This window comes from Pseudomonas sp. ITEM 17296 (genome assembly GCF_028895205.1).
GTDB classification, from domain to species: domain Bacteria; phylum Pseudomonadota; class Gammaproteobacteria; order Pseudomonadales; family Pseudomonadaceae; genus Aquipseudomonas; species Aquipseudomonas kermanshahensis.
Genome location: NZ_WJRS01000023.1, coordinates 21,051 through 43,929, shown reverse-complemented (window position 1 = coordinate 43,929; position 22,879 = coordinate 21,051). Strand labels below are relative to the sequence as shown.

General features: G+C 62.3%; 20 protein-coding genes. 17 read left to right on the top strand and 3 right to left on the bottom strand.

Annotation, left to right across the window (positions count from 1 at the left end; genetic code table 11):
* The first annotated feature begins 111 nt into the window (after positions 1–111).
* The 12 genes from GIB19_RS21670 (at position 112) to GIB19_RS21615 (ending at position 13,336) form a co-directional block, all read left to right on the top strand.
* Complete coding sequence (locus GIB19_RS21670; protein WP_252826805.1) at positions 112–618, top strand: MarR family winged helix-turn-helix transcriptional regulator; 507 nt, start codon at positions 112–114, stop codon at positions 616–618.
* 25 nt (positions 619–643) lie between these two features.
* Positions 644–1,582, top strand: a complete 939-nt coding sequence (locus tag GIB19_RS21665; RefSeq protein ID WP_099453027.1) for a LysR family transcriptional regulator — start codon at positions 644–646, stop codon at positions 1,580–1,582.
* Between the two features lie 127 nt (positions 1,583–1,709).
* A complete protein-coding gene (locus GIB19_RS21660) occupies positions 1,710–2,642 on the top strand; it encodes a TauD/TfdA family dioxygenase (protein WP_186675675.1) in 933 nt (310 codons plus the stop codon).
* On the top strand, positions 2,639–4,120 hold the full coding sequence (locus tag GIB19_RS21655; RefSeq protein WP_274887930.1) for an AMP-binding protein: 1,482 nt from the start codon (positions 2,639–2,641) through the stop codon (positions 4,118–4,120). The genes GIB19_RS21660 and GIB19_RS21655 overlap by 4 nt, the downstream gene beginning before the upstream one ends.
* A 10-nt stretch (positions 4,121–4,130) precedes the next feature.
* The gene (locus GIB19_RS21650; protein ID WP_027595641.1) at positions 4,131–4,730 is read left to right on the top strand and encodes a thermostable hemolysin; all 600 of its coding nucleotides are present in this window, start codon (positions 4,131–4,133) and stop codon (positions 4,728–4,730) included.
* A gap of 48 nt (positions 4,731–4,778) precedes the next feature.
* Positions 4,779–5,972: a multidrug effflux MFS transporter gene (locus tag GIB19_RS21645; RefSeq protein WP_027595640.1), complete on the top strand. Its 1,194-nt coding sequence runs from the start codon at positions 4,779–4,781 to the stop codon at positions 5,970–5,972.
* Positions 5,973–6,266: 294 nt separating this feature from the next.
* On the top strand, positions 6,267–6,650 hold the full coding sequence (gene gcvH, locus GIB19_RS21640; RefSeq protein WP_016501301.1) for a glycine cleavage system protein GcvH: 384 nt from the start codon (positions 6,267–6,269) through the stop codon (positions 6,648–6,650).
* A gap of 11 nt (positions 6,651–6,661) precedes the next feature.
* Positions 6,662–9,517 carry an aminomethyl-transferring glycine dehydrogenase gene (gcvP, locus tag GIB19_RS21635; protein ID WP_274887929.1) on the top strand — a complete coding sequence of 952 codons (2,856 nt, stop codon included), beginning with the start codon at positions 6,662–6,664 and terminating at the stop codon, positions 9,515–9,517.
* Positions 9,518–9,655: 138 nt separating this feature from the next.
* Positions 9,656–11,032: an L-serine ammonia-lyase gene (locus GIB19_RS21630; RefSeq protein WP_274887927.1), complete on the top strand. Its 1,377-nt coding sequence runs from the start codon at positions 9,656–9,658 to the stop codon at positions 11,030–11,032.
* A gap of 24 nt (positions 11,033–11,056) precedes the next feature.
* The gene (gcvT, locus tag GIB19_RS21625) at positions 11,057–12,181 is read left to right on the top strand and encodes a glycine cleavage system aminomethyltransferase GcvT (RefSeq protein ID WP_274887948.1); all 1,125 of its coding nucleotides are present in this window, start codon (positions 11,057–11,059) and stop codon (positions 12,179–12,181) included.
* 357 nt (positions 12,182–12,538) lie between these two features.
* A complete protein-coding gene (locus GIB19_RS21620; RefSeq protein WP_033701061.1) occupies positions 12,539–12,751 on the top strand; it encodes a cold-shock protein in 213 nt (70 codons plus the stop codon).
* 96 nt (positions 12,752–12,847) lie between these two features.
* Positions 12,848–13,336: an RDD family protein gene (locus tag GIB19_RS21615; protein WP_274887926.1), complete on the top strand. Its 489-nt coding sequence runs from the start codon at positions 12,848–12,850 to the stop codon at positions 13,334–13,336.
* Positions 13,337–13,558: 222 nt separating this feature from the next.
* Here GIB19_RS21615 and lptG read toward each other — a convergent pair whose 3' ends face one another.
* Complete coding sequence (gene lptG / locus GIB19_RS21610; RefSeq protein WP_027595633.1) at positions 13,559–14,620, bottom strand: LPS export ABC transporter permease LptG; 1,062 nt, start codon at positions 14,618–14,620, stop codon at positions 13,559–13,561.
* On the bottom strand, positions 14,613–15,728 hold the full coding sequence (gene lptF / locus GIB19_RS21605) for an LPS export ABC transporter permease LptF (protein ID WP_027595632.1): 1,116 nt from the start codon (positions 15,726–15,728) through the stop codon (positions 14,613–14,615). The genes lptG and lptF overlap by 8 nt, the downstream gene beginning before the upstream one ends.
* 301 nt (positions 15,729–16,029) lie before the next feature.
* On the opposite strand from lptF, the gene GIB19_RS21600 reads away from it, so the two are divergent.
* The 5 genes from GIB19_RS21600 to rlmF all read left to right on the top strand — a co-directional run bounded on the left by GIB19_RS21600 (position 16,030) and on the right by rlmF (position 22,529).
* Positions 16,030–17,523: a leucyl aminopeptidase gene (locus tag GIB19_RS21600; RefSeq protein WP_274887923.1), complete on the top strand. Its 1,494-nt coding sequence runs from the start codon at positions 16,030–16,032 to the stop codon at positions 17,521–17,523.
* 50 nt (positions 17,524–17,573) lie between these two features.
* On the top strand, positions 17,574–18,002 hold the full coding sequence (locus GIB19_RS21595) for a DNA polymerase III subunit chi (RefSeq protein WP_099428403.1): 429 nt from the start codon (positions 17,574–17,576) through the stop codon (positions 18,000–18,002).
* 5 nt (positions 18,003–18,007) lie between these two features.
* Positions 18,008–18,373: a DNA polymerase III subunit chi gene (locus tag GIB19_RS21590; protein WP_265969910.1), complete on the top strand. Its 366-nt coding sequence runs from the start codon at positions 18,008–18,010 to the stop codon at positions 18,371–18,373.
* Between the two features lie 184 nt (positions 18,374–18,557).
* Entirely contained in the window at positions 18,558–21,404 is a 2,847-nt protein-coding gene (locus GIB19_RS21585) for a valine--tRNA ligase (protein WP_027595627.1), read from the top strand.
* Positions 21,405–21,578: 174 nt separating this feature from the next.
* On the top strand, positions 21,579–22,529 hold the full coding sequence (gene rlmF, locus GIB19_RS21580; RefSeq protein ID WP_274887922.1) for a 23S rRNA (adenine(1618)-N(6))-methyltransferase RlmF: 951 nt from the start codon (positions 21,579–21,581) through the stop codon (positions 22,527–22,529).
* 52 nt (positions 22,530–22,581) lie between these two features.
* Here the strand turns inward: rlmF and GIB19_RS21575 are convergent, their stop codons facing one another.
* Positions 22,582–22,863 (bottom strand): HU family DNA-binding protein, encoded by a 282-nt coding sequence (locus GIB19_RS21575; RefSeq protein WP_003255106.1) that lies wholly within the window; start codon positions 22,861–22,863, stop codon positions 22,582–22,584.
* Between the last annotated feature and the right edge of the window lie 16 nt (positions 22,864–22,879).

Below are 22,879 nucleotides of genomic sequence, written 5' to 3'. Positions count from 1 at the left end.
ATCCTTGAGCTTCACCGCGCCAAGATAGCTTAACGTTAAGATTGTTAAAAGGTGCGGGGGTTCAGAAGGTGCACTGGTTACACATTTCCAGGTTGAACGATGAGTGCAGCAATGAACGATCATGTCGATTTCGTCGTCGCGCAGTGGGCGCAGGCGATGCCTTCCGTGGATGTTTCCTCCATGGAAATCTTTGGCCGAATGGCGCGTATCAGCAAGCACCTGGAGCGCATGCGTGCAGAAGCCCTGGCGCAGTATGGTTTCAAGGAGGGCGAATTCGACGTCCTGGCAACCTTGCGCCGTGCGGGGGCGCCCTACCGCCTGACGCCCACCGAGCTGTATCGCTCGTTGCTGATAACGTCCGGCGCGATGACCAACCGCTTGGCGAGACTGGAAAGCGCCGGGATGGTCGAGCGCATTGCCGACAATCAAGACAAGCGCAGCTCCCAAGTGGCCCTCACAGCACAGGGCAAGGCATTGATTGATAAGGCCGTCCTTACCCATACTGAGATCCAGGAGCTGGTACTGGCCCCCCTGAGCGCCGAGCAGCGAGCACACTTCGCTCAGCTGTTGAAGCAAATGCTCGCTCATCTGCCAGGTGAGGGTGCGCCCAGGCAATGAACTGGAAAATTCAGGAGGAATTTTCATGCTTCACAGCAATTACCTGAAGCAATTGGATCTGCAGGACATCGTGGTGTTCATCAACCTGCTCGAACTGCGCAGCGCCAAGCGGACTGCCGAATTGATGAATGTCAGCCAGCCCACCGTCAGTTATTGCCTGAAGCGCCTGCGCGGGTGCTTCGACGACACCTTGTTCTCGTCGTCGCAAGGGGTGCTGAAACCCACCACCAAAGCGGAAAAGATTGCGCCGTACCTGCGCGTGGTGGTCGAGTCCGTCAACCGCTGTGCCGAGGACGACAGCAGCGCCTCGCCACAAGCACAGCGCAAGATCTGGCGCATCTGCGCGCCCGAGTATTTCGAACTGTCCTTCTTGCCGCAGGCGCTGGCGGTACTGTCACGTACCCACGGCAATACCTCGCTGCACCTCGAACGCCTGAGCCGTGACCTGCCGGTGGACCGGCTGATTTCAGGCGACATCGACATTGCCATCGGCTTTGGCCCCGGCTATCACCAGATGCACCCCGAACTGCAGTGGCAACCCGTGCTCAGCGATGATTTCGTGTGCGTAACCAGCCAAGGCATGCTCGCCAGTGAAGAGGCCATGAGCCTGGACGAGTTCTGTGCGTCGCCCCATGTGTTCCCCACACCGTGGATATCGGAAAAGAACATGGTCGACAGCTGGCTGGACAAGGTTGGCCGATCACGCAACGTGCTGGTGCGCGCCAACGGCTATCAGGCCTGCGTGAATATCGTGGCCGCCGTGCCCGCCACGGTGGCACTGCCCGCACGCCTGTTGCCGCACCTGCGCATCGCGCCTGGGCTGAAGGTGTGCAAACCGCCACTGGGGTTCCCCAGTTTCACCCTCGACATGATCTGGTCGCGCGACCGCAGCGACAGCAAGGATATTTCCAGCCTGCGCGCACTGGTCGAAGCGGTGGCGCAAACGCTGTTGACGGAACGATGACCCGGCTTTATTAAATTTTCCCATCGCGTTTAAATTTCTTAAAACCAGCAGCTTGTTCTTTTCACTTACTGTGAGGTCATCGGGTAGCGGTGTTCTACCTGACCCACAGTTCACGGAGGAATAAGTCATGCTGGCGCACGTACAACCCACGGTGTTTCCGTTCTATCGACAACCGACACCGTGCTACGGTTTCGAATGTATCTATGCCGTCGACCGCGACCTGCGGGTAGGCGATTCAATCAACAGTGCAACACTGTATGAAGACCTCGCCCACAGTGGCGCAATTATCTACCGCGACTTTGCCGATACACTGCCGGACTTCAACGACTTCGTCAGTGCGCATTCCGCCCGCGTGACATTCGACCCGGCCCGCAAAGCCGCCACGTCCAACACGGCAGAAATCGAGGCCGGGGTGAATGAAATGGGGCTTCACCGTGAGAACGGTAACTTGCCATTCAACCCCGACCTGCAGTGGTTCTACTGCCTGGAGCCGGCAGCCGTGGGCTCTGAGACGACCTTGTGCGACGGCCAACGCGTACTGTTCGACTTGTCTTCGAAAACCCGAAAGTGTTTTGAGAACCGTGAGATTCGTTACAGCCGGCGCATCCCTTGGAACAATGTAAAACGTTTTCTGAGCATTGAACTGCAACTGCCCATCGATGACATTACCGACGAGCATTTGCACCACGTCAATCAACTCGTCAGTGGCCAAACTTACCGTCGCATCGATCAGAACCTGATTGCGTCCGAACTGGTTATTTCCGCGGTTGAAACCAGTTGCTTCAGCGGCAAGAAAGCGTTTTGCAATTCAATGCTCGGCCCCAGCGTCAATTATGAACCGCCGCTTATCACGTGGGCCGATGGTGAAGATATCGCCCTGGATATCTGGGACGAAATCAAAGAAGTCACCGCCCGCAATACCTATAGCCACTTCTGGCAGAAGGGCGACCTGGTGGTAATCGACAACACCCGGGTGATGCACGGTCGCCGACGCCTGGATGACCCCTCACGGCGCATATTCGGCGCGCAAAGCTACCGCCTTGGAGGTATCGGCCAATGATCAGCCAAAAAATGCAGAACTACCTGGCCGCCACCCCCGACCGCGTAGTGATCAAGGAAATGAACGGTCGCGCCTACAGCTTGCACGAATTGCGCCGTGACGTGATGCGACTGGCCAGTGCCCTCGAGGGGCGGGTTGGCCGCTGCGAACGCAAAGTGTTCGGCATCGCCATGCGCTCTTGCTACGAGTGGGTGTACACCTTGCTGGCGATCCAGAAAGTGGGCGGTGTGTTACTACCGGTGCCCATCGAGTTCTCCGACGACCAGATCGGCAGCCTGCTCGGCAAGGCAGCGGCAGTGTTCGTCAGCGATGAGCAAACCGCCGGCCGCCTGCACGCTATTTTGCCGGACAAGGCGTGCTTCATCCCCGCGCAACTCATGCACGAGACCATTGGTGATGAATGGCGCCAAGAGGACGAGCTCATCCCGGACGGCATTGTTTCGATCATCCACACGTCCGGCACCACCTCCAAACCCAAAGGGGTGATGATCCGCGACGAGGCCGTCGGGTTGCTGGTCGATAACGTGATGAAGCGCCTGCCACAACAGCCGCTGCACTACTTCTCGATTGTCCCCATGAGTTTGCTGATCGAGCAGGTGCTGGGGGTGTTCATCCCGATTCTGTCCGGCGGCACCTTGACCCTCATGCCCGAGGGCATGACCGAATACGGCGCAGCCAGCGGCAACGCACGGCAGTACCTGCAGCTGATAGCACCCAACCAGCCGAACTTCCTGTACCTGCCGCCCAAGCTGCTGGAAGAGGCCAACCTGCTGCTCGAGCACTGCTCGGTCGAGGAACTGTTCGGGCCACAACGCCCGCACATCATCACCGGCGGCGCGAAGATTCCGGTAACGGTTTTGGAAGCCTTGGAAGCGCACGGCGTGCAGGTGTTCGAAGCCTATGGCCTGAGCGAGAACTCTTCGATCATTTCGCTCAACTCACCGGCGCAACGGCGTATCGGCTCGGCAGGCACACTGCTCGATGGTATCGAACCCAAGCTGGTCGACGGTGAATTGCTGGTCCGCACGCCGACCCTCTGCGCCGGTTACTACAACGCCGACGATACTGCCTGCGACCTGTCCGACGGGTATCTGCATACCGGCGATATCGCCGAATTTCGCGACGGTTATCTGTACATCACCGGCCGCAAGAAGCACGTGATCATCCTGTCTACCGCACGCAACATTTCGCCTGAATGGGTCGAGAACGTCTACAAAGAGAGCGCCCTGGTAGACGACATGATCGTCATGGGCGAAGGCAAGGACGAGCCCTGCGCCATCGTCTTGAGCAGCGCCTGCGCTGACTCGGTCCGCCAGGAAATGGCGCGCCTGGAGCACCGGCTCGCCGACTTTGCCAGGGTCAGGCAGATTCGCGTCATCGCTGACATCGCCACCTTCCGTGATCAGTTCTACACCGTCACGGGGCGGCCACGCAGGGCCGAGATCGAAGCGCGGTTCATCGACCAGATGTACGCCTGAGGAAGCCACCATGTACATCGTGCGTAATTTCTACAAAGGCCGACCTGGCTACCGATGCCTGCAGGAAGCGGTACGTGCCCACTACCTCAAGCACTATGGCGCGACGCCAGAGCCACAGCCTGATCTGTTCGTCTGCCTGACCGGTGCCAACGGTGGGGCCCCAGGTTACGCCTGTGCGGGGATCAGCTACGGCGATTCCGGCAAGCTGTTCAGCGAGTACTACCTGGATCAAAGCCTGGATGAGCGCTACCACATTGATCGGGCACGCATTGCCGAAGTGGGCGCCTTCGCCTCGTTCCATAGCGGCAGTGGGGCCGGGAAGTACTTGCTCAACAACGTGATCAAGACACTGGCCCTGCGAAATTTCGGCTTGGTGGTGCTGACCGCGACCGAGCAGGTGCGCCAGCTGCTGATCCCCCTGGTAGACACCCTTGAGGACCTGGGCGGTGCCGACCGCAGCAGGCTCAAGGACCCTGGCGTCAACTGGGGCAACTACTACGAACACGGACCACGGGTGGTGGCTTCGCGCCTGTCTGCACCGAGTACCTGGGGCAATGCCCCCGCCCTGGCGCTGAGCCAGCCGCATTTCACCTGCCAGGCATCCGCCTGACCACATCTGGCTCCGGGCATGGCCGTGCCCGGAGCACTGGAGGTAACCATGAACGCAAACAAGCGTTACGAGAATTTCATCGTGTTCCTTGCGCCCCTGATCAACAGCGTCGGGGGGATCGCCATCGACCTGTATGCGCCGAGCATGCCGTCAATCGGGCATGAGCTGGGCGCCAGCCCGTCGCTCATGCAAAACACCATCACCATCACCTTGCTGTTCTATGCCATCGGCCAGCTATTTTTCGGCATCATGACCGATGCGCGCGGGCGCAGGCCGGCAGTAATCCTGGGCCTGGCGCTGTTCCTCAGCGGCAGCCTGCTGGCCACCTTCTCGACCTCCATCGAAATGCTGTTGGTGGCCCGCGCACTGCAAGGTTTTGCGATCGGTGCCTGCCAAGTGGTTGCCCGTGCCTTGCTGGTCGATATCGTCAAGGGCCCGCGCTTTTATGTGGCGATCATCTACCTGAGCCTGGCGTTCGGCCTCGGGCCCGTCATCGCACCCTATGTGGGCGGCATGATCGAGGTCTACCTGGGGTGGCGCTACAATTTCGTCCTGTATGCGGTCTACGCCGTGATCGTGATGGCGTTCGTCCTGGCTGGGCTCAAGGAATCGCTGCCCGCCACTGCTCGCCGCAGTGCCATGCAAACGATGGTGGGCTACCGGTGCATTCTGGCTGATGGGCGCTTTCGTTCTTCGGTCATCGTGCTGGGGGCAAGTTTCTCGGCGTTTCTGCTGTGGAACGTGATTGGCCCGCATATCGTCCAGGAACGGCTGGGCCATGACGCACAATACTTCGGCACCACCGCACTGGCGGTGGGCAGTTGCTATCTGGTCGGGACGCTGGTCAATCGCGCGTTGATCCGCAGGGTCCAGGCGGCCACGTTGATGTGGACGGGCATGCTGCTGTTCCTGCTCGGTGTGTTGAGCATCGCCGCCATGCCCGCCGGGTTGAACCTGGTCAGCATCCTGGGTGGCATCATGCTTGTCGCGTTCGGCCAGGGCTTTATCTTTTCCAACGCCATGGCCCGCTCCATGTCCCTGTTCCCCGACCGCGCAGGCGTGGCGGCAAGCCTGCAAGGCTGCCTGATGCTGGTGTTCGGGTCGCTGGCGTCGGGCATCGTCAGTGCGCTGCCGTTGGCGTCCAACCTGGCGATCGCGGGCGTGTTCCTGGTGCTCTGGCTGATCTCGCTGTCGGGGATGCTGACGGTGCGCCTGCAACAGCGCCAAGCGTCGCCAGCCTGAGCCAGGGCCGACCGCTAGGCTTAGATGACGTGTGTGTATTGATTTCAATACATCGTAATGGAATCAATACACACCCACACCGATCTGTATCTATAAGGGTTTGCCACGACTGGCGATTTGGGCCGTGGACCTTCTGTATCGATTTCATTCCGGTCTCGTTTTCACGAGCACTTCGATAATCGATCAAGCCATTGATTTATAAGTGTTTTATTTTATTGGCCACATTTTTGCTACAGGAAATCCAACAAGTGCGTGGCTGACCACGCCTACCGCCCTGCTTTTCGAGGATTTCCCATGAGCGAGTTGCGTTTTACTGAAGATCACGAATGGCTGCGCGTCGAAGCTGACGGCAGCGTCACCGTGGGCATCACCGCCTACGCCCAGAACGCCCTCGGCGATGTGGTCTTCGTGCAACTGCCAGAGTTGCAGCAGTATGAGAAAGGCAGCGAAGCGTCCACCGTCGAATCGGTAAAGGCCGCCAGCGGCGTGTACATGCCGCTGACCGGCGAAGTGGTCGAGGTCAACGGCCAGCTCGAAAGCAGCCCGGAACTGGTCAACGAAGACCCGATGGGTGAAGGCTGGTTCTTCCGCTTCAACCCGGCCGACATGAGCGAAGTGACCGCCCTGCTCGACCAGGACGCCTACGACCGCCTGATCAAAGCCAACGACGACGCCTGAGGAACCGCACCATGACCATCAACCTCGGCACCGCCAACGAATTCATCGCCCGCCACATCGGCCCACGCACCGCTGACGAACAGGCCATGCTCGCCACCCTGGGCTTCGACTCCCTGGACGCCATGACCGCCGCGGTCATCCCCGACAGCATCAAGGGCACCAGCGTGCTCGGTGCTGAAGACGGCCAAAGCGAAGCCGACGCACTCGCCTCGCTGAAAGCCATCGCCGGCAACAACCAGCTGTTCAAAAGCTACATCGGCCAGGGTTACTACAACACCCACACCCCGGCACCGATCCTGCGCAACCTGCTGGAAAACCCGGCCTGGTACACCGCCTACACCCCTTACCAGCCGGAAATTTCCCAGGGGCGCCTGGAAGCGCTGTTGAACTTCCAGACCCTGATCAGCGACCTGACCGGCCTGCCGATCGCCAACGCCTCGTTGCTCGACGAAGCCACCGCTGCCGCCGAAGCCATGACCTTCTGCAAGCGCCTGTCGAAGAACAAGGCCAGCCATGCCTTCTTCGCTTCCAGCCACTGCCACCCGCAAACCCTCGACGTGCTGCGCACCCGTGCCGAGCCGCTGGGCATCGACGTGGTGGTTGGCGACGAACGCGAACTGACCGATGTCAGCGCCTTCTTCGGCGCACTGCTGCAGTACCCGGCCAGCAACGGTGACGTGTTCGACTACCGCGACCTGGTTCAGCGCTTCCACGCGGCCAACGCCCTGGTGGCCGTGGCTGCCGACCTGCTGGCCCTGACCCTGCTGACCCCGCCAGGCGAGTTCGACGCTGACGTGGCCATCGGCAGCGCCCAGCGCTTTGGCGTGCCACTGGGCTTTGGCGGCCCGCACGCGGCTTACTTCGCCACCCGCGATGCATTCAAGCGCGACATGCCGGGCCGCCTGGTCGGCGTGTCGATCGACCGCTTCGGCAAGACCGCCCTGCGCCTGGCCATGCAAACCCGCGAACAGCACATCCGCCGTGAGAAGGCCACCAGCAACATCTGCACCGCCCAGGTGCTGCTGGCCAACATCGCCAGCATGTTCGCCGTATACCACGGCCCGGCCGGCCTCAAGCGCATCGCCCAACGCACCCATGCACTGACCGCCATCCTCGCCGCCGGCCTCAAGGCCATGGGCGTCCAGGTCGTCGGCGACAGCGCCTTCGATACCCTGACCCTGGCCACCGGCGAAGCCACCGCCAGCCTGCATGCCAAAGCCCGTGACCAGCGCATCAACCTGCGCCAGGTCGACGCTGGCCACGTCGGCCTGTCGCTCGACGAGACCACCGCCCAGGCGGATGTCGAAGCGCTCTGGCAACTGCTGGCCGGCGACCAACCGCAACCGGACTTCGCCGCCCTCGCGGCCAGCACGGGCTCGCTGCTGCCGGCCAACCTGCTGCGCCAGTCGGCGATCCTCGAACACCCGGTGTTCAACCGCTACCACAGCGAAACCGAGCTGATGCGTTACCTGCGTCGCCTGGCCGACAAGGACCTGGCGCTGGACCGCAGCATGATCCCGCTGGGGTCGTGCACCATGAAGCTCAACGCTGCCAGTGAAATGATCCCGGTCACCTGGGCCGAATTCGGCAACCTGCACCCGTTCGCTCCGGCTGAACAAAGCCAGGGTTACCTGCAGATGACCACCGAGCTGGAAGCCATGCTGTGCGCCGCCACCGGTTACGACGCGGTGTCGCTGCAACCCAACGCCGGTTCCCAGGGCGAATACGCCGGCCTGCTGGCCATCCGCGCCTACCACCGCAGCCGCGGCGAAGGCCACCGCGACATCTGCCTGATCCCGTCTTCGGCCCATGGCACCAACCCTGCGACCGCGAACATGGCGGGCATGCGTGTGGTGGTCACCGCCTGTGACGCCCGTGGCAACGTCGATGTCGAGGACCTGCGCGCCAAGGCTATCGAACACCGCGAGCGCCTGGCCGCCATCATGATCACCTACCCGTCGACCCACGGCGTGTTCGAAGAAGCGATCGGCGAAATCTGCGCAATCATCCACGACAACGGCGGCCAGGTTTACATCGACGGCGCCAACATGAACGCCATGGTCGGCCTGTGTGCCCCTGGCAAGTTCGGCGGCGACGTTTCGCACCTGAACCTGCACAAGACCTTCTGCATTCCGCACGGTGGTGGCGGCCCGGGCGTCGGCCCGATCGGCGTCAAGTCGCACCTGGCGCCGTTCCTGCCCGGCCACGCGCAGCTGGAGAACCCGCAGGGCGCGGTGTGCGCCGCACCGTTCGGCAGCGCCAGCATCCTGCCGATCACCTGGATGTACATCCGCATGATGGGCGGTGCCGGCCTCAAGCGCGCGTCGCAAATGGCCATCCTCAACGCCAATTACATCGCCCGCCGCCTGGAAGAGCACTATCCTGTTCTGTACACCGGTGGTAATGGCCTGGTTGCCCACGAGTGCATCCTCGACCTGCGCCCGCTGAAGGACACCAGCGGTATCAGCGTCGACGACGTGGCCAAGCGCCTGATCGACTTCGGTTTCCACGCCCCGACCATGTCCTTCCCGGTGGCCGGCACGCTGATGATCGAGCCGACTGAAAGCGAGTCCAAGGAAGAGCTGGACCGCTTCTGCGACGCGATGATCCAGATCCGCGAAGAAATTCGCGCCGTCGAGAACGGCAGCCTGGACAAGGACGACAACCCACTGAAAAACGCCCCGCACACCGCAGCGGAGCTGGTTGGCGAATGGGCCCACGGATACAGCCGTGAACAGGCGGTTTACCCGCTGCCGAGCCTGGTGGAAAGCAAGTACTGGCCACCTGTCGGCCGGGTCGACAACGTGTTCGGCGACCGTAACCTGGTCTGCGCCTGCCCGTCGATCGAGAGCTACCAGGACGCCTGATAGCTCATCGGCCCACCGCCTGACTTGTGGGAGCGGGTTCACCCGCGAATGCAATTGTGGACTCACTGACGCATTCGCGGGTAAACCCGCTCCCACAGGGTCCAGTGTCGCCTTCAAGCCTTACCTGGAGGAAGCAGCATGTCACTGAGCGTCTTCGACCTGTTCAAGATCGGCATCGGCCCCTCCAGCTCCCACACGGTCGGCCCGATGCGCGCCGCCGCACGTTTTGCCGAAGGCCTGCGCCGCGACGGCCTGCTGGCCAGCACGGTCAGCGTCAAGGCCGAGCTGTATGGCTCGCTCGGCGCCACGGGTAAAGGCCACGGCAGCGACAAGGCGGTGTTACTCGGCTTGGAAGGCGAGCACCCCGATACCGTCGATACCGAAGCCATCCCCGCCCGCCTGCAGGCCATCCGCGACAGCGGCCACCTGCGCCTGCTCGGCGAACACAACATCGCGTTCATCGAAAAGCAGCACCTGGCAATGATCCGCAAGCCACTGGCCTACCACCCCAACGGCATGATCTTCCGCGCCTTCGACCACGCCGGCCTGCAGATCCGCAGCCGCGAGTACTACTCGGTAGGCGGCGGTTTCGTGGTCGACGAGGACGCTGCCGGCCACGACCGTATCGTCGAGGACAGCACGCCGCTGCCCTACCCATTCAAGTCCGCCAAGGCGCTGCTCGGGCACTGCACCGCGCAACACCTGTCGATCAGCCAGGTCATGCTGGCCAACGAGGCGGCCTGGCGCCCGGAGGCCGAGACCCGTGCCGGCCTGCTGCGTATCTGGCAGGTAATGCAGGATTGCGTCGAGGCCGGTTACCGCCATGAAGGCATTTTGCCGGGTGGGCTCAAGGTCAAGCGCCGGGCACCGGCGTTGTACCGACAGCTCAGCCAACACCCGGAAGCCAGCCTGCGCGATGCGCTGTCGGTGCTCGACTGGGTCAACCTCTACGCGCTGGCGGTAAACGAAGAGAACGCCTACGGCGGCCGCGTGGTCACCGCACCCACCAATGGCGCCGCGGGCATCGTCCCAGCGGTCTTGCACTACTACATGCGCTTTGTACCGGGTGCCAGCGAAGACGGCGTGGTGCGCTTTCTGCTCACGGCGGCGGCCATCGGCATTCTCTACAAAGAAAATGCCTCCATCTCCGGCGCCGAGGTTGGCTGCCAGGGCGAAGTGGGCGTGGCCTGCTCGATGGCCGCCGGAGCCCTGTGCGAAGTCATGGGCGGTACCGTGCAACAGGTCGAGAACGCCGCCGAGATCGGCATGGAACACAACCTGGGCCTGACCTGCGACCCGATTGGTGGGTTGGTTCAGGTGCCCTGCATCGAGCGCAACGCCATGGGCTCGGTGAAGGCGATCAACGCCGTGCGCATGGCCTTGCGCGGTGACGGGCAGCACTTCGTCTCGCTCGACAAGGTCATCCGCACCATGCGCCAGACCGGCGCCGACATGAAAAGCAAATACAAGGAGACCGCCCGCGGCGGTCTGGCCGTCAACATCATCGAGTGTTGACCCGATAACAACACCAAGGAGTCACTGATGTCCGAAACACTGCTCAAGACCCCGCTGCACGCCCTGCACCTCGAACTGGGCGCGCGCATGGTGCCGTTTGCCGGCTATGACATGCCGGTGCAGTACCCGCTGGGCGTGCTCAAGGAGCACCTGCACACCCGCGAGCAGGCAGGCCTGTTCGACGTCTCGCACATGGGCCAGATCACCCTGCGCGGCAGCGACGCTGCCAAGGCGCTGGAAAGCCTGGTGCCCGTGGACATCATCGACCTGCCAGTGGGCATGCAGCGCTATGCCATGTTCACCAACGAGCAAGGCGGCATTCTCGACGACCTGATGGTCGCCAACCTGGGCGATGACGTGCTGTTCCTGGTGGTGAACGCCGCCTGCAAAGACCAGGACCTGGCCCACCTGCAAAAACACATCGGCAGCCGCTGCGAGATTCAGCCACTGTTCGAGGCCCGCGCGCTGCTCGCCCTGCAAGGCCCGGCGGCGGTCAAAGTGCTGCAACGCCTGGCCCCGGAAGTGGCTGGCATGACCTTCATGCAGTTCCGCCCGGTCACCCTGCTCGGCGAAGACTGCTACGTCAGCCGCTCGGGTTACACCGGTGAAGACGGTTACGAAATTTCGGTGCCGGCCAACGCCGCCGACGCCCTGGCCCGCCGCCTGCTGGCCGAGCCCGAAGTGCAACCGATCGGCCTGGGTGCGCGCGACTCGCTGCGCCTGGAAGCCGGCCTGTGCCTGTATGGCCACGACATGAACACCCAGACCACGCCGATCCAGGCCAGCCTGCTGTGGGCCATCTCGAAAGTGCGCCGCGCCGACGGTGAACGCGCTGGCGGCTTCCCCGGTGCGGACATCATCTTTGGCCAGCAGCAGCACGGTGTAAAACAAAAGCGTGTCGGCTTGCTGCCGCAAGAACGTACACCGGTACGAGAAGGCGCAGAGATTGTCGATGCATCCGATAACCCAGTGGGCAAAGTCTGCAGTGGTGGCTTTGGCCCAACACTTGGCGCACCGGTTGCAATGGGTTATGTCGATATCGAACATGGCGCGCTAGACACCCCACTGTTTGCATTGGTACGGGGCAAGAAGGTTGCCTTGAAAGTCAGCAAAATGCCTTTCGTGCCGCAACGTTACTACCGTGGCTGAATGCAGAACATGAGGTCGGTGAACAGGCTCGCCCTATTCGATTTCGAACCTGTTCAATAACGAACGAACATGGCGCCAGCCCAGGCGCCATGCCGTTTGCGACAAATTGTTCGGCTATCGGCAAAAGCCCTGTTTTCCTGACGAGCAAGGGCTTGTTTTTCGCGCAGGAGTTGGCGTAGAGTCACTGCACTGTGTTTGCATGGGTCGCAACAGTTCGTGACCTGGGCCAGTAGCCGCAATCTGCTACAACCCGTTCGACGTCTCTTACTTTCCAGCAACCCAGCCCAGTAAGCTTTCATTCAATAACGATGTGAAAGTAACTGTTATCAAATTAATAGATTCATAGGAAATAAGAAAATGGCACAGCGTCAGAACGGTACCGTCAAGTGGTTCAATGACGAGAAAGGTTACGGTTTCATCACTCCAGAGAGCGGTCCGGATCTGTTCGTACACTTCCGTGCCATTCAAGGCAACGGTTTCAAAAGCCTGAAAGAAGGCCAGAAGGTTACCTTCGTAGCCGTTCAAGGCCAAAAAGGCATGCAGGCTGACGAAGTCCAGCCAGAAGCCTGATAATCCCTAAAAAAGAGCCCCTGCGTTGACGCGCAGGGGCTTTTTTTTGCCCGCAGTTCCCTAGAATGGGCCTTTGCCATCTGGAGCTGCAGCGTAATGTCCAAGCCTCCCCTCTTGCCCCAGGGTGACTTCCCGCCCGCTGGGCTAGGCCGCCGGCTGGCGGCGATGTTCTATGACTTTTTGCTGTGCACTGCCCTGCTGATCGTGACGGCGGGCGCTTACAAGATGATCCAGTTGGCAGTTATCGGCGAGGCCCGCATGCGTGAGCTGACCGATGCCGGGGCGCTGGATGGCGACCCGTTGTTGTCGACGATCCTGGTGTTCGCGCTGTTTGGTTTCTTTGCCAAGTTCTGGACCCACGGCGGGCAGACCCTGGGCATGCAGGTGTGGGGCGTGCGGGTGCAGAATGCCGATGGCAGTGCCATCAGCCTGTGGCAGGCGCTGTTGCGCTTCGTGGTCTCGATCGCGTCGTGGCTGTGCCTGGGGCTGGGGTTTTTCTGGGCGTTGATCGACAAGCGCAAACGCGGGTGGCATGACATCTATTCGGAGACACAGCTGGTGCGGGTGCCGAAGCAGAAGAAATGACGCTCAGTTACGCACACTCTTCAATGCCGCCACCGTCCCTGTAGGAGCAGCCTTGTGCTGCGAAGAGGCCCGTGACAGCAGCCAAGATTGATTGCGCTGTCACCGGCCTCTTCGCAGCACAAGGCTGCTCCTACAGGCCAAGGTTAAGCACACGCCTAAAGCCAGAATTGAACCCTCAAAAAAGCCGACCCTTAAGTCGGCTTTTGCACATCGATCAAACCCTCAACCCGCTCGGCGGAGTAACCACAACCCTGCCAGCGCGCAGATCCCGGCCGGTATCACGACCGCCAGCAACGGCGGGAAGCCGAACACCTGGCTGGAAGGGCCTAGCAGGTCCTGGGCGATGCGGAACACGAAGCCCACCAGCACACCGGTGAATACCCGCTGACCGAGGGTCACCGAGCGCAGGGGGCCAAAGATGAAGGATATCGCCATCAGCACCAGTGCCGCGGTCACGGCCGGCTGCAACACCTTGGTCCAGAACGCCAGCCAGTAGCGGGCATTGTTCAAGCCTTGGTCGGACAGGTAGTGGATGTAATCCCACAAGCCTGTGATGGACAGCGATTCCGGCGCCAGGATCACGGTATTGAGCAGTTGCGGCGTAACCGAAACGTCCCAGCGCTCTTCCGGCGTCTTCACCACTTCGGTGTGGTCACCACGGAAATACGTGGTGCTGACATCGCTGAGCTGCCAGTGGTCGTCGTTGTACTGCGCCCGGCGGGCGAAGCTGGAGGTGACGATCTTGCGCTCACTGTCGAAACGGTAGCGGGTCACGCCCAGCAACAAACCATTGGGCTGCACGGCGTTGATGTGCACGAACTCTTCGCCCTGACGGTGCCACATACCCCGCTTGGAGCTCTGCGCCTCACCGCCACCCTGGGCCAGGGAACGGTCGGCCTGGGCCTTGTTTTCGGTGACCGGCGCCACGTACTCGCCAATCAACACGCCCACCAGCATCAGCACCAGCATCGGCTTCATGACCGCCCAGACGATGCGGCCGATGGAAACACCGGCAGCGCGCATGATGGTCAGTTCGCTGCTGCTGGCCAGGCTGCCCAGGCCGATCAGGCAGCCAATCAATGCCGCCATCGGCAACATGTCATACAAACGGCGCGGGGCGGTCAGCAGCGTGAACCAGCCGGCATCCATCACCGTGTAGGTGTCGCTCAGGTCGCTCATCTCATCGATAAACGCGAACAGCGAAGCCAGGCCGAGGATGATCCCCAGCACGGCCAAAATGGCCATGAGCACGCTCATGCCGATGTAGCGATCCAGTTTAACCACGGGCCACCTCCGCACGACGGGCAGCGCGTTTGAGGCTCAGCGGTTCCCAGTACATCAGCCCAAGCCCGATCAGCAGGAACAGGCCGTGCACCCACCACATGCCCAGGGCGATCGGCAATTTGCCCTTCTCGAGGGCGCCGCGTACGGAAATCAGCATTGTCAGGTAGGCCATGTACAGAAGAATCGCCGGCAGCAACTTGAGGAAGCGGCCCTGGCGTGGGTTGACCCGCGAAAGCGGCACTGCCAACAGGGTCACGACGAAGACCAGGATCGGCAACGACAACCGCCATTGCAGCTCGGCGCGTTCGCGCAAGCCCTCCTGGCCGAACAATTGCGAAGTCGGAATAGCTTCGCGCTCGGTCACTTCCTCGCTGACTTCAGGCTTGGGCAGCAGTACGCCATAGGTGTCGTACTTGATGGCGCGGTAGTCGGCCTGGCCAGGGTTGCCGTCGTAGCGATAGCCGTTTTCCAGCACCAGGTAGCGGTTGCCATCGGCCTGCACTTCCTGGTGGCCTTTTTCGGCGACCAGTACCGACGGGGCGCGGTCCTTGGTCTTGTCCTGGTTGAAGCGTTTTTCGGAGATGAACACGCCACCAAGGTTGATGCGGTCGTCCGACAGCTGCTCGGTGTAGGTCACCCGCGAGCCATCACGCAGGGTCTGGAAACGCCCAGGCACCAGGGTGTCGAACTCGGTCAGGGCATCCTGCTGGCTGATGATCTGCTGCACCTGGGCCACGCCCAGGGGCGCCAGGCTCAGGCTCAGCCAGGCAACCAGCAAGGCCACCAGGGCGGCGGGCGCCATGGTCAGGCCCAGCAGGCGCTGCTGGCTCATGCCCGTGGCCGACAGCACGGTCATCTCGCTTTCCAGGTACAAACGGCCGTAGGCCAGCAAAATGCCGAGGAACAGCCCCAAAGGCAGGATCAGTTGCAAGAAACCCGGCAGACGGAAGCCCATGATCAGGAACAGCACGCTCGGGTCGAGCACGCCCTGCGCCGCCTGGGCCAGGTACTTGATGAAACGCCCACTCATGATGATCACCAGCAGCACGGCGCTGACGGCGCTCAAGGTCACCAGGACCTCGCGGGACAGATAACGAAAGACGATCAAACCAGACACTCCTGGGTTGTCAGGGCGGACTGCCAAACATTGGCGCCAAACAATGACTTAGTACAGCCAAGACCAATGTCGGTTCGCCACAGGCGAACCTCCATGTAAAGTGCGCGCATTATCCTGTGATTGACCGCCCCTGTCACTTGGCCGCGCATGAAGCCGCAAAACAGGGTTGTCAGCACGCTGGCCGCAGGCTCAAACTGGCAGCTTTTCCACGGGTACGCGACCACGCGGCCTGGCCCGCCCAGAGCGCTTGAATGCAAAGCGCCAACTGTATCGATCATTCGGGGACCCTGACATGGAACTGGTTGTAAAAAGCGTAGCTGCTGCATCCGTAAAAACCGCCACGCTGGTTGTACCGGTAGGTGAAGGCCGCAAGCTCGGCGCTGTTGCCAAGGCCGTCGACCAAGCCTGCGAAGGTGCCATCAGCGCCGTGCTCAAACGTGGCGACCTGGCCGGTAAACCGGGGCAGACCCTGCTGCTGCACAGCCTGCCAGGCCTGAAGGCCGAACGCGTGCTGCTGGTTGGCAGCGGCAAGGAAGAAGCCCTGGGCGACCGCGCCTGGCGCAAACTGGTGGCCAGCGTCGCCGGCGTCTTGAAAGGCCTCAACGGCACTGACGCCGTGCTCGCCCTGGATGATATCGCCGTCAGCAACCGCGACGCCCACTACGGCAAGTACCGCCTGCTGGCCGAGACCCTGCAAGACGGCGAATACGTGTTCGACCGTTTCAAAAGCCAGAAAGCCGAGCCGCGCGCCCTGAAAAAGGTCACCCTGCTGGCCGACAAGGCCGGCCTGGCCGAGGTCGAGCGTGCCGTCAAGCACGCCACGGCGATTGCCACCGGCATGGCCTTCACCCGCGACCTGGGCAACCTGCCGCCCAACCTGTGCCACCCAAGCTTCCTCGCCGAACAGGCCAAGGAGCTGGGCAAGGCGCACAAAGGGCTCAAGGTCGAAGTGCTCGACGAGAAGAAGATCAAGGACCTGGGCATGGGCGCGTTCTACGCCGTGGGCCAGGGCAGCGACCAGCCGCCACGCCTGATCGTCCTCAATTACCAGGGCGGCAAGAAAGCAGACAAGCCGTTCGTGCTGGTCGGCAAGGGCATCACCTTCGACACCGGTGGCATCAGCCTCAAGCCAGGCGCCGGCATGGACGAGATGAAATACGACATGTGTGGCGCCGCCAGCGTGTTCGGCACCCTGCGTGCGGTGCTCGAACTGCAGCTGCCGATCAACCTGGTGTGCCTGCTGGCCTGCGCTGAAAACATGCCGAGCGGCGGCGCTACCCGCCCGGGCGACATCGTCACCACCATGAGCGGCCAGACCGTCGAAATCCTCAACACCGACGCCGAAGGCCGCCTGGTGCTGTGCGACGCCCTGACCTACGCCGAACGCTTCAAGCCCCAGGCGGTGATCGACATCGCCACCCTGACCGGCGCCTGCATCGTCGCCCTGGGTAGCCACACCTCGGGCCTGATGGGCAACAACGACGACCTGGTCGGCCAACTGCTGGATGCCGGCAAGCGCGCCGACGACCGTGCCTGGCAGCTGCCGCTGTTCGACGAGTACCAGGAACAACTGGACAGCCCGTTCGCCGACATGGGCAACATCGGTGGGCCGAAGGCCGGCACCATCACCGCAGGCTGCTTCCTGTCGCGCTTCGCCAAGGCCTACAACTGGGCGCACATGGACATCGCCGGCACGGCCTGGATCAGCGGTGGCAAGGACAAGGGCGCCACTGGCCGCCCGGTCCCGCTGCTGACCCAGTACCTGCTGGACCGCGCTGGCGCCTGATGCCGTGAGGCCGGTGGCGCCTTGCGCGCCACCGGCCGGCAGAGACCACCATGAGCAAAGTCGATTTCTACATCCTGCCCACCGACGCCTTGTCGGCGCGGCTCGATTTCGCCTGCAAACTGTGCGAAAAAGCCTGGCGCCTCGGCCACCGGGTCTACCTGCATTGCCAGGATGCCGAACAGCGCAGCGAACTGGACCAACGCCTCTGGCACTTCAAGGGCGAAGCCTTCGTGCCCCACGACCTCGCGGAATTGCACGCGGATGCCACGGTGGCCTTAGGGATTGCCGAGGATGCTGGGCAACACAGCGACCTGCTGATCAACCTGGGCGCTGGCGTGCCTGCGTTCGTCGGCCAGTTCGAACGGGTGGCCGAGATCGTCGTCGAGGAGCCAGGCATCCGCCAATCGGCCCGTGAGCGGTTCCGTTTCTACCGCGAACAGGGCTATGCTCTGCAAGACCACCGCTTACAGCGACTTTGACGACGATGGACAAGCCCTCCCCTTTGCCCGACTCCGCCCATCTGCTCGATGACCTTGAGTCGATCCGCCAGTTACTTGGCGACGCCGACCTGCAACCGCCGCTGCTGACCGAGACGGTGGAGCAGATTCCACTGTTGCTGGACGAACCCGCCGGCAACCCCGTGTCGGCCGTCGAGCCGATCGCCACAGCCCCCGAGGAAGACTCGCAAACCCGCCGCCAGGACACCTTGCTGCACCTGGAAAGCGAGCTGCGCGCCGCGGCGCAGGCGATCATGCAAGACGTGATCAATGACTTTACCCCGCATATCGAGAACGAAATCAAGCGCCGGCTGGATGCGCGTATTGAGCGTTTGATCAAGCGTTCTGAGTGATATTCCGGGGCCGCTTTGCGGCCCATTCGCGGCACAAGGCCGCTCCTACAGGGATCGCGGTGCCTGCAGGAGCGGCCTTGTGTCGCGAAAGGGCTGCAAAGCAGCCCCCGGCCTGTCGCCTAAACCCTGTGCCTTCGTTATACTTTTCGGCTTTCCCGAATAAATGCACAGGGTCCCGCCGCGCATGGATAAGACCTACCAGCCGCACGCCATCGAAACTTCCTGGTATAACACCTGGGAGTCCGAGAACTATTTCGCTCCACAAGGTGCAGGTGAGTCCTACACCATCATGATCCCGCCGCCGAACGTCACCGGCAGCCTGCACATGGGCCATGGGTTCAACAACGCGATCATGGACGCCCTGATCCGTTTCCGCCGCATGCAGGGTCGCGACACCCTGTGGCAGCCGGGCACCGACCACGCCGGTATCGCCACGCAGATGCTGGTCGAGCGCCAGCTCGAAGCCAAAGGCCAGAACCGTCATGACCTGGGTCGCGAACAGTTCCTGGAAAAAGTCTGGGAGTGGAAGGACCAGTCCGGCGGCAACATCAGCCGTCAGATCCGCCGCCTGGGCTCGTCGGTCGACTGGAGCCGTGAGCGCTTCACCATGGACGACGGCCTGTCCGAAGCCGTCAAGGAAGCCTTCGTGCGCCTGCACGAAGACGGCCTGATCTACCGCGGCAAGCGCCTGGTCAACTGGGACACCAAGCTGCACACGGCCATCTCCGACCTCGAAGTGGAAAACCACGACGAGAAGGGCCACCTGTGGAACCTGCGCTACCCGCTGGCCGACGGCGCCAAGACCGCCGAAGGCAAGGATTACCTGGTGGTTGCCACCACGCGTCCGGAAACCCTGCTGGGTGACGCTGCCGTCGCGGTCAACCCGAACGACGAGCGCTACCAGGCCCTGATCGGCAAGTTCGTCGAGCTGCCACTGGTCGGCCGCCGCATCCCGATCATCGCCGACGACTACTGCGACCCGGAATTCGGCACCGGCTGCGTGAAGATCACCCCGGCACACGACTTCAACGACTACGAAGTCGGCAAGCGCCACAACCTGCCGCTGCTGAACATCTTCGACAAGAACGCGATGGTCCTGGCCAATGCCCAGGCCTTCAACCTCGACGGCAGCGTCAACGAGCAGGTCGACACCACCCTGCCCGCCCAGTACGCCACCCTCGACCGCTTTGTCGCGCGTAAGCAGATCGTCGCCGACCTAGACGCCCAGGGCCTGCTGGTCAGCATCGACGACCACGCCTTGAAAGTGCCGAAAGGCGACCGCTCGGGCACCGTCATCGAACCGTGGCTGACCGACCAGTGGTACGTCTCCACCAAGCCGCTGGCAGAGCCTGCCATCGCCGCCGTGGAAGATGGCCGCATCCAGTTCGTGCCCAAGCAGTACGAGAACATGTATTTCTCCTGGATGCGCGACATCCAGGACTGGTGCATCAGCCGCCAGCTGTGGTGGGGCCACCGCATCCCGGCATGGTACGACGAGGCCGGCCAGGTCTATGTCGGCCGTGACGAGGCTGAAGTCCGCGCCAAGCACAACCTGGGCGCCGATGTTGCCCTGCGCCAGGACGACGACGTGCTCGACACCTGGTTCAGCTCGGGCCTGTGGACCTTCTCGACGCTGGGCTGGCCAGAACAGACCGAGTTCCTCAAGAAGTTCCACTCCACCGATGTGCTGGTCACCGGCTTCGACATCATCTTCTTCTGGGTTGCGCGCATGATCATGCTGACCATGCACCTGATCAAGAACGAGGACGGCACCCCTCAGGTTCCGTTCAAGACCGTGTACGTGCACGGCCTGGTGCGCGATGGCCAGGGCCAGAAGATGTCCAAGTCCAAGGGCAACGTCCTGGACCCGCTGGACATCGTCGACGGCATCACCCTCGACGCCCTGCTGGAAAAACGCACCAGCGGCATGATGCAGCCCAAGCTTGCCGAGAAGATCGCCAAGCAGACCAAGGCCGAGTTCCCGGACGGCATCGCCAGCTACGGCACCGACGCCCTGCGCTTCACGTTCTGCTCGCTGGCCTCGACCGGCCGCGACATCAAGTTCGACATGGGCCGCGTCGAAGGCTACCGCAACTTCTGCAACAAGATCTGGAACGCCGCCCGCTACGTGCTAGACAAGGGCGAGGACTGCGGCCAGAACGGCGAAGCCTACGAGCTGTCGCTGGCCGACCGCTGGATCATCTCGCAACTGCAACGTACCGAAGCCGAAGTGACCCGCCAGCTGGAGCAGTTCCGCTTCGACCTGGCCAGCCAGGCCCTGTACGAGTTCATCTGGAACCAGTATTGCGACTGGTACCTGGAACTCTCCAAGCCTGTGCTGTGGGACGAGAACGCCCCGGTCGAGCGCGCCCGTGGCACCCGTCGCACCCTGGTGCGCGTGCTGGAAGTGGCCCTGCGCCTGGCGCACCCGTTCATGCCGTTCATCACTGAAGAAATCTGGCAGCGCATCGCGCCGCTGGCTGGCATTCAGGGCAAGACGATCATGCTGCAGCCGTGGCCGGTGGCCAATGAAAGCCGCATCGATGCCGCTGCCGAAGGTGACATCGAGTGGCTCAAGGAGCTGATGGTCGGTCTGCGCAACATCCGCGCCGAAATGAACATCGGCCCGGGCAAGCCGCTGCCACTGTTCCTGAAAAACGCCAATGCCGACGACCAACGCCGCCTGCAGGAAAACGAAGCCCTGCTGAAGAAACTGGCCAAGGTCGAGTCGTTCACCGTGCTTGGCGATGCCGACGAAGCGCCACTGTCGGCCACCGCACTGGTGGGCGATCTGCAGGTACTGGTGCCGATGGCCGGCCTGATCGACAAGGACGCCGAACTGGCTCGCTTGAACAAGGAGATCCAGCGTCTGCAGGGTGAAGTCCAGCGCGTGGGCGGCAAGCTGTCCAACGCTGCCTTCGTCGACAAGGCACCGCCTGCGGTGATCGAGAAGGAACGCGCCAAGCTGGCCGAGTCCGAACAGGCCCTGGCCAACTTCACCGAGCAGCATGCGCGGATTGCAGCGCTGTAACCTGACAATGCTGACCTGACCAGCGAGGGCTTCGCCCTCGTTCGCGGCACAAGGCCGCTCCCACAGGAATTGCGCTGCCTTCAAGGAGCCCCACTATCCTGTGGGAGCGGCCTTGTGCCGCGAAGGGGCCGCACAGCGGCCCCCTGGCCAGCACCTGCAGCACCGGACCTGACCATGACCCAGAAACCCACCCTGCACCCGCGCAACCGCCACCAGGGTCGCTACGACTTCCCCAGCCTGATCAAGGCCCACCCTGACCTGGCCCGCTTCACCATCACCAACCCGCACGGCAAACCCAGCATCGACTTCGCCAACCCCGAGGCGGTACGGGTGTTCAACCGCGCCTTGCTCAAGGCCCAGTACGGCATCCAGCACTGGGACATCCCCGCCGACTACCTGTGTCCGCCCATCCCCGGTCGCGCCGACTACATCCATGTGCTCGCCGACCTGCTGGGCGAAGACAATGCCGGCGAGATCCCCAAGGGCGCCCAGGTGCGCGCGCTGGACATCGGCGTGGGTGCCAACTGCATCTACCCGCTGATCGGCCACAGCGACTACCGCTGGCGCTTCCTGGGCTCGGATATCGACCCTGTGGCACTGGCGTCGGCCAAGGCCATCGTCCAGGCCAATGGCTTGAGCAAGGCCATCACTCTGCGCCAGCAGGCCAACCGCACGCACATTCTCAGTGGCCTGCTGCAGGCGGACGAGCGCTTCGACCTGACCCTGTGCAACCCGCCCTTCCATGCCTCACGCGAGGAAGCCACCCGCGGCAGCCAGCGCAAGTGGAAAAACCTGGGCAAGCAGGACCCCAAGCGCAAACTGCCCGTGCTCAATTTCGGCGGCCAGAACAACGAACTGTGGTGTGAGGGCGGCGAGATCCGCTTCGTGACGCAACTGGTCGGGGAAAGCGCGCAGTACGCCGAAAACGTGCTGTGGTTCACCAGCCTGGTGTCCAAGGCCAGCAACCTGCCAGGCATCGAAGCTGCGCTAAAAAAAGCAGGCGCCAAGGCCGTGCGCATCATCGAGATGGGCCAAGGGCAGAAGCAGAGCCGCATGGTCGCCTGGAGCTTCCAGGACGACAACGCGCGCCTGGCCTGGCACGCACGGCGTAAAACACAAGGCTGAAAAAAACCGCGCCCGGGCAAGCCCGGGCGCGGTTTCGTCACAGCGTCAACAATTACTTGTTGATAGCGTCGGTCAGCACTTTGGCTGGCACGAACTTGACGACTTTCTTGGCAGCGATTTCGATGGCAGCGCCAGTCGAAGGGTTGCGGCCGGTACGGGCAGGACGCTCGGAGACTTTCAGCTTGCCGATGCCTGGCAGGGTGATTTCAGCGCCGTTTTCCAGTTGGTCAGCAACGATCTGGCCCAGTTGCTCCAGTGCGTTTTTGGCGGTGGCTTTTGGCGCGGCGATCGATTCGGCGATGTCGGCAATCAGTTGGTCTTTGGTCAATGCCATGGTGATGTTCCTTCCC